Raw genomic sequence first — 12,877 nt, 5'->3', positions numbered from 1 at the left:
CAACGTGTAACTGGCCTTAAGGCAAAATCAGAATCGGGGTGTTGACATCCACGGCATTCCATATCTGGTTCATATCGGAATTTCCCACGGCGATACAGCCATCCGTCCAGTCTTCCCGTCTTTTAAAACGGCTGGAAAACGAAATGCCGCCGGGAGAACCGTGTATGACGATTCCGCTTCCCGGCTTCACGCCGCGTTTCCTGGCGTTGCGGACATCTTCTTTATTCGGATAGGAAATATGGATGGATTTATAATACTTGCTGTTCCTGTTTTTAAAGTCGAGAACATAGCGCCCTTCGGGCGTGCGCCGGTCCCCTTCCTGCTGTTTGTGACCTATCGGATTATCCCCCAGGACAATCGGAAAGCTCTTGAAAATTTTATCCCCTTTTTTGAGATAAAGCATACGTTCGGATTTATCTACGATGACCATATCCGCCTTTTCGCCCGCCAGCGCCGCGCCGGAAAGACAAAGACAAAAACAAAGAGCGCATAAGGCACATATGTTTTTCGCCCAAAACATCAGGCCGCATCCAGCCCCAGAAAATCAATCTGCCAGTTCATGTCCTCTTTACTCAGGGGATAATCCGTCCCCCCTTTGGGATAAATCAGTTCCTTGGAGGGAATTTTCCCGATCTCCTGTTGAAGCCGGAGCGCCATACGCATGGACAGCCCCGCCTTCCAGCACACGGCGCAAATCCCTTTGGGCGTTTTCATGTCGAAAACCTTCCGGATATTCGCCGCGCCCGTTCCCGCCAGCGCCGCCAGCGCCACAATCACAAATTCGTGATCCCGCATCGCCAGCGCATCAGAAATAGCCGCCTCCTCCAGCCCTCCCTCTTCCGCAAGCCTGCGCACACGCTCTATTGCGCTGCCTCCGGAGCGTTTTTCGGCCCCTTCAAACTCAATCCGGCGGCGCACGACTTCCGCGATTTCCTCTGTCGTTTCCGCGTCAAACCTGCCGTTTACCAGCAAGGTTTCCCGCACTTTTTCATCAACGAATCCCGCCAGCTTTTTTGCCATTTTGGGCGGCAGGACCTGATGGGTGACAATGGACTCATGCCATTCGGGATATTCACGGGCCCGCTCGACAATATGTTCCAGAAGCGCCGGGGTAATCTGCGCCCCCTTGTTCTCAATCAGAAACGTCCCCGCCGAAACATTCCCGCTATCAATCACCGCTTCCGAAACGGGCGCGCTCACGATATCGCGCTGCGCGATCACCTCGACCGCCCACCCCGCCGGATGCGTTTTAATGATATCCAGCAGATCGGAATCCTCGAGCGCCGCGCAAAAGCGTAAAATCGGCTCGGCAACTTCACGTTCAATGTCGCGGGCGAGTTGCCCCGCAATTTTCGGCGGGGCATGCGCATGGTCTTTCAAGGTGCTCGCCAGCGCCTTCCGGACTTTCAAAACTTCATCAAGCGCCAGCGTTGCAAGAGCCTGCACCGTATAGGCATAAAGCTGGCTGTGCCTGTCATGGGACAACTCGGGCAAAAGCCCGACCAGCCGCCCCGCCAGCGCCATGCGCACATCCACGTCCTCGTCAGAGGCCAGAATAGTCCCCGCATGAACCGGCGTAGCTTTATTCCGGGCCACCGCCTCGCGAACTTTGGCGCTCGGATCCTTTTCGGCAAGATAATAGAGGATTTCCTGATGCGTCCGGCTGTTTCTGGCCAGAGACAGCCTGCTTTTTTCGCTGCCCGTCTTCGCAATCTCTTTTTCCTTGTCGTATTGCTTTTTGGAACGTTGGGAAGGGAAAAAACTTTTTCTTAAAAAATTCAGCATCACAAAGCCACTTTAATATAACTTGGCCGCCTTAACACCCTAAAATCCTTCCGGCGAAACATCCATGTGTCGTTCCGGTGTCGTAAGCCCGTATTCCCCGATGGTTTCTTTACCCGTTAACCGCTTTACTCTATGGTTAAAACATGAATATACCCGTAACTTAAGCGAGAATCAGTCTTATGAAAACTATCTTTTTGTCCGCCCTTCTTGCCGTTATCGCTGCTTTTGCCACGGTGAAATTAACCATGCCTGCGGGCATAACGGCTACCCCCAAGGAAACCGCTTATGAACGGGTCATGCGCACGGGAGTGCTGCGCTGCGGTTACGGGGCCTGGGCGCCGTTTGTGTTGAAAGATCCCGTGACATCTGAAATGACCGGGTTGTTTGTGGAGCTGACGGAGGCCATGGCACAGCTGAACGGTATTCGCGTAGAGTGGACGGCGGAAGTGGATTGGGGCAGCATCCCTGCCGAATTAAAAAGCGGCAAAATTGACGCTCACTGTGCGGGTATGTGGCCGGACGGGCACCGGGCGCAGAAAATGGCTTTCACCGCGCCGTTTACGTTCCTGAATGTGGGACTGATCGCGCGGGAGAACGACTCCCGCTTCAACACAGGTGCTTCTATTACCCTGGCGACTGTCAATAAGCCGGAGTTTACCGTGGGCGTGGTGGAAGGCGATGCGACAGAATTCATGACCAAAAGCGCACTGGACAAAGTGACCGTTTATGCCCTGCCACCCATGGCTAATTACGGTAACTCCATTGCCGATTTGGAAGGTGGACGCACCGACTTCTTTCTAGGGCCAAAAATCATTGAACAGCCACTGCGGGACAGCGGAGCCAAGGTGAAATTCATCCCCCTCACCGACCAGTTGCAAACCAATGGCGATGTAATTGCGGTAGATATTTATGAGCACGAGCTGTGGCAATTCCTGAACGCCAGCGCCAAAGACCTGCTCAACAATGCCGCCTACGACCGCATTATGACCAGATACGAGCAAGAATACCCCGGCAGCCTGCTGCGTCCGGCCAAGATGTATCAGGAGTAATCCCGTCCCCTTAAACACCCTAAAATCCCTGTTTTCAGCGTCTAAAAACAGGCAAAAAAGTATTTGCATAAAACAATTCCTTCTGCTACAAGCCCTCATAAATTGACATAAAACAAAAGAGAGGGTGTTTCATTATGAACCTGACAAAACGAGTTATAGGTGTAAGCGCCGCCTTGCTAACAACAGGCGGACTTCTGGGCTGTGTTCCAAAAAACATTATCGATAATCTTCCAAATGGCGGCGGGATTCCTTCCGCTGACGGCGTTACAAGACAGGCTGTCAACGAGGGGGTTGCGTATGGAAAGGCCGAACTCCAAAAGAGGCAAAATCTCCATACAGACGGCGTCACAGGGTTAACTTTTGACAAAACCACCGGACTCATCGTTGCGCCGGAAAACGGACCGGACAGTTGTCACGCCTCGAACATCGGGCGCGCCAAAATGGGAGACCTCCTGAGAGAACGCAAAGACATAGAATACAAAAAAGAAGTCTCAACCTCTCTTATCGAAAAAGGAAAGCTGACTTTTTCCTACGGTCGCAATGCCACGGAAAGACAAGTCGCCATGAACAGCTATGAAAGCGACACGCAAGGCTGCGTCAATTTCAACGCTTCGATTGAACAAGGACAAAATAAACTTTCCTGCGCCTTTCAAAGTGGCGGCGTTTACACCCAAAAAGGACTGGTACCGACCAGTACGGCCGCGTGTTTCGACAAGGCTTCCTCCACAGCGAAAAACTACGCCAGCCGGTTTGATGAAATCCATGGCGGAGAATACACCGAGACATACGGGAAATATTTCCGCAATCCGGGAAGCCTGCCGACCCTTCAGCGGTAGCCGGTTTCAACAAACATAAAATTTTTTAAAGGATAAGGCCCGATTTGCAACCATGTAAACCGGGCCTTTTTCTATGATCGTCCATAGGCGGAAGACTGCATTTCCCGCAGGCGGCTGACCGTCCGGTCAAATTCGAACGCGTGGTCGTGCCCGCTATATAAGCGGTCCGGCGGAGCATCCGCCGTGACTACCAGATGACGGCCCTTATCATAAAGAACATCCACAAGACTCATAAAACGCTTCGCTTCGTTCCGGCGGTCATACCCCAGTTTGGGCACCCCTTCCAGAAACAGCGTATGATATTTATCCGCAATCCGGATATAATCCTCCGCGCCGCGGGGTTGCTCACAGAGCTGTGAAAAAGGACATCTTGCAACGCCGTTTGCCGCGCGGATACAAATCTCCCGCCCCTTGACCTTCAGAATTTCTTTTTCCGGAGGGGCGCAATCCGTCAGCCCCGCGAATAAATCGTCCGCTTTCTCGCTCGCACCATGGCCCAGCGGCCAGAAATACATGTTCCTGTCCTGTTCAAACACGGCGCGGTAGTCCCTCTCGCTGTCCAGATGCACAACGTCCATCCGTTCCTTCAGCAGCGCGATAAAAGGAAGGAAAAGATCCCGCTGCAACCCGCCTTCATAGAGGCGTTCCGGCACCCAGTTGCTCGTCACCACAATGGCAACGCCGCGCTCAAACAGCGCCGTAAAGAGCCGCGATAAAATCATCGCGTCCGCCACGTCGGTCACAAAAAATTCGTCGAAACAAAGGACCTCCACATTTTTTGCCACATCGCGCGCATAGGCCGGGAGAAGATTATCCACGCGCCTGCCCCGCTGCGCATGCAGCCATTCATGCGTCTCGATCATAAATGCGTGAAAATGGACCCTGCGGCTTTTTTTCTCTTTTTTGACGGCGTCGAAAAACAAATCCATGAGCATGGATTTTCCGCGCCCGACCCCGCCATGCAGGTAAACGCCGTTTAAGCCCTTTTCGTTCTTTGTCATTCCGAGCACAGCGAAGAGCTTTGAAAAACACCGTGAGATCCTTCGCTTCCGCTCAGGATGACAGATTGATTGATAAAGGCGATCCAGCGCCTGCACGGCTTTTTCCTGCTGCGGGTCGGAACGAATGTCACCCTTGTCCAGCAAATCCTGATATTGCGCCAGCAAACTCACTTCTTTTTTTCCACGCGGCGGACAAGAAAAACGGACAGCTCGTACAAAAGCAAAATCGGGATAGCCAGCCCAACCTGCGAGATCACATCGGGCGGAGTCAAAAACGCCGCAACGGCAAATGTCGCGATGACCGCATATTTGCGTTTCGCCGCCAGCCCGTCAGCGGACACAAGCCCGGCCTTTCCCATGAGCGTAAGTAAAACCGGAAGCTGGAAACACAATCCAAACGCAAAGATCAGCGTCATAATCAAATCCAGATACTCCCCCACCCGCGCTTCAAGCTGGATGGGCAAAACGGTTTCGCCGCCGCTGCTTTGAAAGGACAGGAAAAACGGCCAGGCCATCGGAATAACGCCGTAATACACAACCGCACCGCCCATAAAAAACAGGACCGGCGTGGCAATCAGATAGGGCAGGAAAGCGCCCTTCTCGTTTTTATAAAGTCCCGGCGCTACAAAAAACCAGATTTGCGCGAGCAGGACCGGGAAGGTCAGAAAAATGCCCGCAAAAAACGCAACCTTCAGATAGGTGAAAAACGCTTCCGTCAGCCCTGTATAAATGAGGCGGTTGGTCCCGTCCGTCCCCATCGCATCCGCCAGCGGCTGCACCAGAAACCCGTAAAGGGGCTCCACAAAAAAGAAACAAATTCCCGCCCCCGCAAACATCGCGGCGAACACCCAGAGGAGCCGCCTGCGCAGTTCGACAAGATGGCCGGTGACCGGAAGAGCCTCAGTCATTTTTGCCCTCTCCCTCTTCCTTCGGCGGCAACGGAGCCACGGCCTTTTCATCCGCTTCTTTTTCATCCGTAACAGGCGCTTCGAAATTCACGCCCCTGCGCAGCTCTTCTATATCGCCGGCTTTGAGCACATCATCAAACTGCCGGGAGATCGCAAAACGAACATACTGGAACCGGCGCACCAGCCGCCCCAGCCCGTACATGATTTTGGGAATATCCCGCGGCCCGACAACCAGAACGGCCACGGCCACAATAACCAAAAGCTCCGCCCAACCGAAATCAAACACGGCCTAGTCTTTCTTGTCTTCCGGCTTATTTTTTTCCAGCGCTTCCGGTTTTGTTTCCTCGTCACCGATTCCCTTTTTGAAGGACTTGATGCCCTTGGCGATGTCCTCCATCACGCGCGGCAAACGCCCCGCCCCGAACAAAAGAAAAACCAGGGCAACAACAATCAAAATCTGCCAGATACTCGGGCTCATTCTTCATCCTCCTCTTCCAGTTCCTCTGCCGCATCGCGGTCCGCATCGTCAAATAAATCCCCCGTATCGGGGATCGTGTCGATCGCCGGGCGGCGGTCCAGCAAGCCGGACGCCTTCAAGTCATCCAGTCCGGGAAGGTCCATGATAGTTTCCAGACCGAAATGGTCAAGAAAAGCGTTTGTGACCATCCATGTCAGCGGGCGTCCGGGCGTTTCCCGCCTGCGGCCCGGCTTGACCCACTCCATTTCCATGAGCATGTCCAGCGTGCCCTTGTGGGTCGCCACCCCGCGAATATTTTCAATCTCGGCCCGCGTTACGGGTTGGTGATAGGCAATAATCGCCAGCGTTTCGAGCGCTGCGCGCGAGAGCTTGCGCTCCACGTCTTTTTCGACCGTGAGGGCGCCGGCGACCTCCTGCGCGGTCCGCAAGGCCCATTGCCCGCCGGTTTCGACAAGCTCTATCCCGCGCCCCGTATAGGTTTCCTTTAGCTCGCCCAGCAGGACGTTTAAATCCGTCCCTTCCGGCAAACGTTCATGCATCATCTTCGGCGAGAGCGGCTGCGCACTGGCAAACAGCATGGCCTCCAGTATGTGCAAGGGAGAGATGCCCGATTGTCCTCCGGCCTCTGCGGTCCCGACATCCAACGGCTCTTCCATTTTCTCTTCAGTTTGTTCCGGAATCATAATTTTCCTCTAATGTTATCTCATCCACCGCAGGCGGACGGTTGGACGTCCGCAAATAAATGGGCCGGAAAGCCCCGTCCTGCCTGATTTCCACGCGCCCCTGCTTGGCCAGTTCCAGCCCCGCCGTCAAGGTCGAGGCCAGCGAAGACCTGAAATACAAACTGTCACGGATATTTTCCGGCAGAAAACTCTGCAGCGTTGCCCAGGCGCTATACGGGCCGGAGCGCGGCAGGTTCCCCAGCATTTTGTTCATGCGGTCCACGGCTTCTTCCATGGACATGATATTGAACACCGGCAGCTCGTAGTTGCCGTATTCTTTCCGCCGCTGAATATCCCCGTACGCCTTCAAAAGATCGTAAAGACTCACCTGCCAGTGTGTCTGGAAAGACGTCCCGAGACCTTCGGGCATACCGCGTGCAAAAACGCTGTATCCCAGACGCGGGCGCGCCATGAGTTTGTCGGCCGCCTCGCGCATCGCCTCCAGACGCCGGAGCTGGAACTGCAGCGCTTCGGCCATAACCTCGCCGCTTGGCTCCCCTTCCGCGCCTTCGTCCTGCGGCAAAAGGAGGCGGGATTTCAGGTAAGCGAGCCACGCCGCCATCACCAGATATTCCGCCGCCAGATCGAGCCGGAGCACCTTCGCGCGCTCGACAAAATTCAGATATTGCCGCACAAGCTGGAGAATGGAAATTTCCCGCAAATCCACTTTCTGATGACGGGCCATTTCGAGCAAAACATCGATCGGCCCTTCATAGCCGTCAATATTCAAAAGCAGCGCGTCCGCATCGTTCTCGTCCGGGAGAATATCCCTACGCGGCGGGTCTTCTTCGAATTCGTCGGCTTCGTTCATAACGCTCCAAACTTTCAGGCCGCAGCGCAGGCAGGCAGGCGGCGATTTTCTTCATCTCTTCAAGATTGCCGGCGCAGTATAGCGCAATATCGCATCCCGCCTCCAGCATAGCTTTGCATCTATCCTCAAGCGGCCCACAAGAGTCAAGAGCGCCCATAGATATATCATCACTCAAAAGCAGTCCGTTCCATCCGATATCCTGCCGGATAACCTCTATAACCCTGCGCGATACGGAGGCCGGACGGTCCGGATCAATCGCCTGATAAACAATATGGGAGACCATCCCCCACAAGGCGGGCGCGAAAGGCTCTGCCAGCAGCCCCTTGAAAGGCACGAAATCCACGGCCCTCAAGTCCGCCAGTGACGCCGCCACAACGGGCAAATCATGGTGGGAATCCTGCGCGGCGCGGCCTTGCCCGGGCAAATGTTTCAAAACGGGCGTAACGCCCCGTTCTAAAAACATCTCGCAGGTTTTTTTGCCCCGGCATAAAACATCGTCGACATCGGACGAAAAAGCCCGGTCGCCAATGGCTTCGTGAGTCTGTTCGAACAGAACGTCCAGCACCGGCGCGCAATTCACATCAATGCCAACCGCCGCCAAATCCTTTGCAATCCCGCAAGAAACCGCCGCCACCTCTTCCGTGCCGGCGCAGCACCCGGCCGCCGGATAAGCCGGCCAGTGCGGAGGCCCCATCCGCTGCACCCGCCCGCCTTCCTGATCTATCAAAACGGGGCATTCCCACCCGGCGCACTCCCGCAGACGCCGGACCAAAGCCGCAAGCTGCGCGGGATCTTCGATATTTCGTTTAAAGAGAATAAAACCAAACGGCGCCGTTTGAGAAAAAAACGCACGCTCCCCTTCCGTCACACACGGCCCGGAAAGGGAAAAAATAACGGCTTTCGAAAGAGCGGGACTATTGCCCGACGACAAGGCACCCTCCGGGCGTAACCTGTTGAATGGAACGGCACGTGGAAGACGCCGATTCCTTGCTCACGGGCCCTGCCTGAATCCGATAAAAGACGCCTTTGTCCCCCAGATCCGCGCGCTGCACGCGGTGCGAATACCCGCTCAGCTCGGAACTGTATTTCGCGCGGATTTTTTTCCACTCGCTTTCCGCACCGTCGGAAGACTTCACGCTGCCAAGCTGCACATAGAAGCTGCCCGCCGCCGGACCGCCGGCGGCAGGTTCGATCTGCGACGGCGACGGCGCAGAAGAAACGGATTCCTCCGTTTCCACGTTCCTCGCCGGCTTGCTGGCAGGTGACGGCGCGACAACAGCTATCTTCGGAGCCGTTTGCGTTGTCTTTTCTTCGGCTGCAGGCGTCTTTCCCTGAATATCGTCCAGAGCCGTATCCATCATTTCATGAGGTTCCAAAAGATCCGGAATGTCCTGTGGCTCTTTTTCCTGAACGGAAGACGCACCGGCCATTTTGTCCTCGGCTTTATCTTCGGCCAGACCGCCTTCTTCATTCACCACCGCCCTGGGCTGCGGAGGAATATCATCCGTATTCAAGCCGGCAAAAAGCTGGGACCGCGGCAACGCCTCTTCATCGCCCTCCTCGTCCAGAAGATTTTCGATCTCCTCGTCCTGACCGTCCATCGCGCCGAAAACGGTCGAATCGCGGTGGGAAACCTGCATGCCGCCGGGATCGGCCGGCTCAACCTTAAAGCCTTCCGCATCCGCGCGAATAATCGGCACCGCCGAGCCTTCACCGGCCCCTCCGCCGGGATAGCCCTGCCAGAAAACGCCCGCCAGCACCAGAAGGGCGATAATCACGCTGGCAACAGCCACTCTGGGCCCTATCAACGAAGAAAAACGGCGCGTCACGCCACCCTCTTCCCCGTAATCAAACTCGTCACGATAATCCATGAGTCTTATGCTATGAAAAAAAGAAGAGCCGCTCAAGACTCTTCTTCAATTTGTTCACCGGCTGCCTTAGAGCATTGTGCCTTTACGTTGACTCTCTTTTGCCGTCATCCCCGCGGCGATGCGCAGCATCGCTTAAACGGCGGGGATCCTGAATGTACCAAACGACGAAGATTCCTCGACTTCAGGCCGCTTGCGCGGCCCTTCGCTCGGAATGACAGGAATATTTGTCTCTCCATAGCTGGAGTTAGTTAGAGAATCTTAACGAAGCTGGGGCCGAAGATGATTTGTCGTCTCATACGCTGCGCTAATAGCCTTATCAAGACACACACCGCCCTCCTGACACTCTTTTTTGGCACGGGAGACGGCTTCGGACGAAAAGCCCGCGATACTCAAACGATACGCCGCAGAAATAAACTTTTCCCTTAAATTTTTATCGCGCAAAAATGTTGCCTCGTCAAAAACGGCTGCCTGAAAACTGAGCGACGTCAATACCCCCAGTTTATCCGGCGTCCACAGATTCGGTTTTGAACTGCGAAACCATCCAGCGCTCCGGGAAGCCCATTCGAGCATCTCGTCGATATGTCCGGAAATACCAAAAGCCCCCCGGGCGGTTCTCAACGATATTTTTTCTACAGAACACCCTGCGTCCGCGACTTTTCTGGCCGCCTGGAGAAAAGCGTCCTTCACCCCTCCGTCCTGTAACGATCTCAGCTTTTTAAATACGGCCGCCTTAAAAGAGACACTTTCCAAGGTCAGTTCAGCTTTTTGCAACATAGTCTTTACTCCCTGCGCTGTTATTTACGTAACAAAGGTTTTTATCTCAAATCCCAGTAAAGGTCAAACAGTCTTTCATGCTCCCGGATCGCGTAGCGGTCGGTCATGCCGGCAATATAATCGCACACGATGCGCGCCTGCGCGATATTGTCGATGAGGCCCCCCGCCTCCTCGACCCTGCGCTGCCAGTGATCGGGCAGCAAATTGTAATGTTTCATGAAGGTGTTAAAGAGGTCGGGAATAATCCGCTCCACCTTAATCCAGATGCGGTTGACGGTATAATGGCGGTACATGCGTTTATGAAGGAAGGCCCGCAGCTCCTCGACCTGTCTGGACATGTCCTCGGAAAACGCCACCATCTGGAACCCGGCCCTGCGCACATCGTCCGGACTTTGGGGATTCACGTCCGCCAGGTTTTTCTGCGTCTGCGCCAGCACATCATGAACCATGGCCCCGATCATTTCGCGGATGGTTTCCTGAATAATGTAATGCTCGCTGATATCCGGCCAGTCCTTGCGCACCTTGCCGATGATCCGCCCCAGCAAAGAGAGGTCTTCGAGATCTTTGAGCGTAAACATCTGCGCGCGCAGGCCGTCTTCCACATCATGGTTGTTATAGGCGATATCGTCGGAAATCGCGGCCACCTGCGCCTCCAGCGTCGCATGAGTGCGAAGCTGCAGGTCGGTTTGATGCTGGAGTTCGGACAGGGTGACGGGCAAATCGTCCCCCGTCACCGGGCCGTTATGCTTGACCACCCCTTCCAGCATTTCCCAGCTTAAATTCAAACCCGGCCAGCCCGGATATTTGCGCTCCAGCCTGCTGACCACGCGCAGGGACTGGTCGTTATGTTCGAACCCGCCAAAGGGCGCCATGCATTTTTGCAGGAATTCCTCCCCGATATGGGCAAAAGGCGTGTGCCCCAGATCATGCGCCAGCGCAACGCCTTCGGCCAGATCCTCATCTATCTGGAGCGCGCGGGCCATGGAACGGGCAATCTGCGCCACCTCCAATGTGTGGGACAGGCGCGTGCGGTAATGATCGCCCTCGTGATACACAAAGACCTGCGTCTTGTACTTCAAACGGCGGAAGGCGCTGGCATGGATAATCCGGTCGCGGTCGCGCTGGAACGGGGTGCGGGTCGCGCTATCGGGCTCTTCGTAAATCCGTCCCCTGCTCTGGTCCGGGCGGCACGCATAGGCCGCCAGCGGCAGGGCGCAATAACTATAATCGGCCTGCGCCTCTTCGGAAGGGGTTTCCTGTTGTTTTTTACTCATGGCATACCGTATAATTTTTTTATGACCTTAGCACTGACAGACGCCCTTGTGAAACGCATTAAAATATTGCGGGACCGGGAAGGAAATCCGGCCCTCATGCTGCGTGTGGCCGTGGAGGGCGGCGGCTGTCAGGGATTTGAGTACCGTTTCGAACTCACCGAAAGCAAAAACGAAGACGATAAAATTTTTGAAAAAGACGGGGCAAGCGTCGTCGTCGATTCCGTATCCCTGCCTTTTTTGAAAGACGCCGAGATTGATTATGTAGACGATCTGATCGGCGCGGCCTTTAAGGTCAACAATCCCAACGCCGCATCCTCCTGCGGCTGCGGCACGTCTTTTTCCGTGTAAGCCTGTTATATTTACGGCGCCAGTATCTTCGGATCTGAAATGGAGCGTCTTCCCGAAACAACCTGCTGAACCACAACGGACATGACCCGGTTCAACGTATCGATGTCGCTGCTTCGAATCTGAAGCTGGTTACCCCCCACAAGGGCGGGAGGAGAAACGCCGACCTCTTCAAAAAAACGGCGAAGGGAGCCCGAGCCAAGCGGAACAAGGTTAAATGTTCCCCCTTCTTCAAGGGTTATGGTCTGCACAAACATACTCATCATTTCTGTCTTTCCCTAAAAAAGTAAAAGTTTTTACCCTAGCCCGGTCGGGGCGCGGGATTTCCGGGCCGCTCAACAAGCCGCCTGTAATCTTCGAGCTCATTTACATCCTTCCAGAACTGAACGACATGATGCCCCTGCCCCCGCACCAGCGAAGATGTTTCATAGCGCATAATTCCTATCCCCTGACCGCTCAGGGACGATCTCCAGCACATATCCATGGCGAACATGATATCTTTCAAAAAGAAGGCTGTAATCAAATCTTTCTTTTGCACATTTTCCTTAAGATTTTTCTTGTATTCCGCAACAGGCATACCGCCCGCCAACAGTTCCTCGTCCGGGCCGAGAGTCTTTTCCTGCGCCTCTATGTAGGCGGCCACCTCTTTGACGGCCACTGCAAGATACTCGGCCGCATTTTCCTGACTTCTGCCGGACAACGCGTCAAAAGCAAGAAAATGGACCGGAATTTCCTTTAAATCGGACAGTTGATACAAAATATCCTCTATTTTTCGGCCGCCCACGCCAAATGTCGCCGCAAAATTCTTGCCGTGCGCCTTCATCGCCGGGGCAACCGCCGCTTTAAAAAAATCGGGAAACAAAACAAGGGCGCCGGGAGCCAGCATGGCTTTCTGCCGGTTGATCTGCCGCCGGTCTTCCTCGTATTTCCGCATCTCTTCCCTGTATTTCCCAACGGCCCTTCGAAACCAGGTTGCCAAACTGAATTTTCTTGTCATTGTACTCTTTCATATCTGTCGGAAAC

Annotated in this window: 17 protein-coding genes; 3 read left to right on the top strand and 14 right to left on the bottom strand. The window is 54.6% G+C overall.

What is annotated here, in order from left to right; all coding sequences use genetic code 11:
• Window positions 1-16: 16 nt before the first annotated feature.
• A complete protein-coding gene (locus H6853_04335; protein ID USO04497.1) occupies window positions 17-520 on the bottom strand; it encodes a L,D-transpeptidase family protein in 504 nt (167 codons plus the stop codon).
• A complete protein-coding gene (locus tag H6853_04330) occupies window positions 520-1,785 on the bottom strand; it encodes a DUF2336 domain-containing protein (GenBank protein USO04496.1) in 1,266 nt (421 codons plus the stop codon). Before H6853_04330 ends, H6853_04335 begins: the two co-directional genes overlap by 1 nt.
• 179 nt (window positions 1,786-1,964) lie before the next feature.
• Between H6853_04330 and H6853_04325 the strand changes: the two genes are divergently transcribed.
• A complete protein-coding gene (locus H6853_04325; protein ID USO04495.1) occupies window positions 1,965-2,834 on the top strand; it encodes a transporter substrate-binding domain-containing protein in 870 nt (289 codons plus the stop codon).
• 134 nt (window positions 2,835-2,968) lie between these two features.
• Window positions 2,969-3,670, top strand: a complete 702-nt coding sequence (locus H6853_04320; GenBank protein ID USO04494.1) for a hypothetical protein — start codon at window positions 2,969-2,971, stop codon at window positions 3,668-3,670.
• Window positions 3,671-3,741: 71 nt separating this feature from the next.
• Here H6853_04320 and H6853_04315 read toward each other — a convergent pair whose 3' ends face one another.
• From H6853_04315 to H6853_04270, 10 genes are all read right to left on the bottom strand, one after another.
• The gene (locus H6853_04315; GenBank protein ID USO04493.1) at window positions 3,742-4,842 is read right to left on the bottom strand and encodes a cell division protein ZapE; all 1,101 of its coding nucleotides are present in this window, start codon (window positions 4,840-4,842) and stop codon (window positions 3,742-3,744) included.
• Window positions 4,839-5,579 carry a twin-arginine translocase subunit TatC gene (gene tatC, locus H6853_04310; GenBank protein USO04492.1) on the bottom strand — a complete coding sequence of 247 codons (741 nt, stop codon included), beginning with the start codon at window positions 5,577-5,579 and terminating at the stop codon, window positions 4,839-4,841. The genes H6853_04315 and tatC overlap by 4 nt, the downstream gene beginning before the upstream one ends.
• Window positions 5,572-5,865: a twin-arginine translocase TatA/TatE family subunit gene (locus H6853_04305; protein ID USO04491.1), complete on the bottom strand. Its 294-nt coding sequence runs from the start codon at window positions 5,863-5,865 to the stop codon at window positions 5,572-5,574. Before H6853_04305 ends, tatC begins: the two co-directional genes overlap by 8 nt.
• 3 nt (window positions 5,866-5,868) lie before the next feature.
• Window positions 5,869-6,057 carry a twin-arginine translocase TatA/TatE family subunit gene (gene tatA / locus H6853_04300; GenBank protein USO04490.1) on the bottom strand — a complete coding sequence of 63 codons (189 nt, stop codon included), beginning with the start codon at window positions 6,055-6,057 and terminating at the stop codon, window positions 5,869-5,871.
• Window positions 6,054-6,713 (bottom strand): SMC-Scp complex subunit ScpB, encoded by a 660-nt coding sequence (gene scpB / locus H6853_04295; GenBank protein ID USO04601.1) that lies wholly within the window; start codon window positions 6,711-6,713, stop codon window positions 6,054-6,056. The genes tatA and scpB overlap by 4 nt, the downstream gene beginning before the upstream one ends.
• Before the next feature lie 7 nt (window positions 6,714-6,720).
• The gene (locus H6853_04290; GenBank protein ID USO04489.1) at window positions 6,721-7,590 is read right to left on the bottom strand and encodes a segregation/condensation protein A; all 870 of its coding nucleotides are present in this window, start codon (window positions 7,588-7,590) and stop codon (window positions 6,721-6,723) included.
• Complete coding sequence (locus H6853_04285) at window positions 7,550-8,521, bottom strand: glycoside hydrolase family 3 protein (GenBank protein USO04488.1); 972 nt, start codon at window positions 8,519-8,521, stop codon at window positions 7,550-7,552. Before H6853_04285 ends, H6853_04290 begins: the two co-directional genes overlap by 41 nt.
• Window positions 8,505-9,461 (bottom strand): SPOR domain-containing protein, encoded by a 957-nt coding sequence (locus H6853_04280; protein ID USO04487.1) that lies wholly within the window; start codon window positions 9,459-9,461, stop codon window positions 8,505-8,507. The genes H6853_04285 and H6853_04280 overlap by 17 nt, the downstream gene beginning before the upstream one ends.
• A gap of 258 nt (window positions 9,462-9,719) precedes the next feature.
• The gene (locus H6853_04275) at window positions 9,720-10,235 is read right to left on the bottom strand and encodes a hypothetical protein (protein ID USO04486.1); all 516 of its coding nucleotides are present in this window, start codon (window positions 10,233-10,235) and stop codon (window positions 9,720-9,722) included.
• Between the two features lie 41 nt (window positions 10,236-10,276).
• Complete coding sequence (locus H6853_04270) at window positions 10,277-11,509, bottom strand: deoxyguanosinetriphosphate triphosphohydrolase (GenBank protein ID USO04485.1); 1,233 nt, start codon at window positions 11,507-11,509, stop codon at window positions 10,277-10,279.
• Between the two features lie 21 nt (window positions 11,510-11,530).
• Here H6853_04270 and erpA point away from each other — a divergent pair, with 21 nt between their 5' ends.
• Complete coding sequence (gene erpA, locus H6853_04265; protein ID USO04484.1) at window positions 11,531-11,857, top strand: iron-sulfur cluster insertion protein ErpA; 327 nt, start codon at window positions 11,531-11,533, stop codon at window positions 11,855-11,857.
• A gap of 11 nt (window positions 11,858-11,868) precedes the next feature.
• On the opposite strand, the gene H6853_04260 is transcribed toward erpA, so the two are convergent.
• A complete protein-coding gene (locus H6853_04260; protein ID USO04483.1) occupies window positions 11,869-12,120 on the bottom strand; it encodes a hypothetical protein in 252 nt (83 codons plus the stop codon).
• A 35-nt stretch (window positions 12,121-12,155) separates the two neighbouring features.
• Window positions 12,156-12,851, bottom strand: coding sequence for a hypothetical protein (locus tag H6853_04255; protein USO04482.1), 696 nt, complete (start codon window positions 12,849-12,851; stop codon window positions 12,156-12,158).
• Between the last annotated feature and the right edge of the window lie 26 nt (window positions 12,852-12,877).

This window comes from Rhodospirillales bacterium (genome assembly GCA_023898765.1).
Taxonomy (GTDB): Bacteria; Pseudomonadota; Alphaproteobacteria; order Micavibrionales; family Micavibrionaceae.
This window is presented reverse-complemented; position numbering and strand designations above follow the sequence as displayed.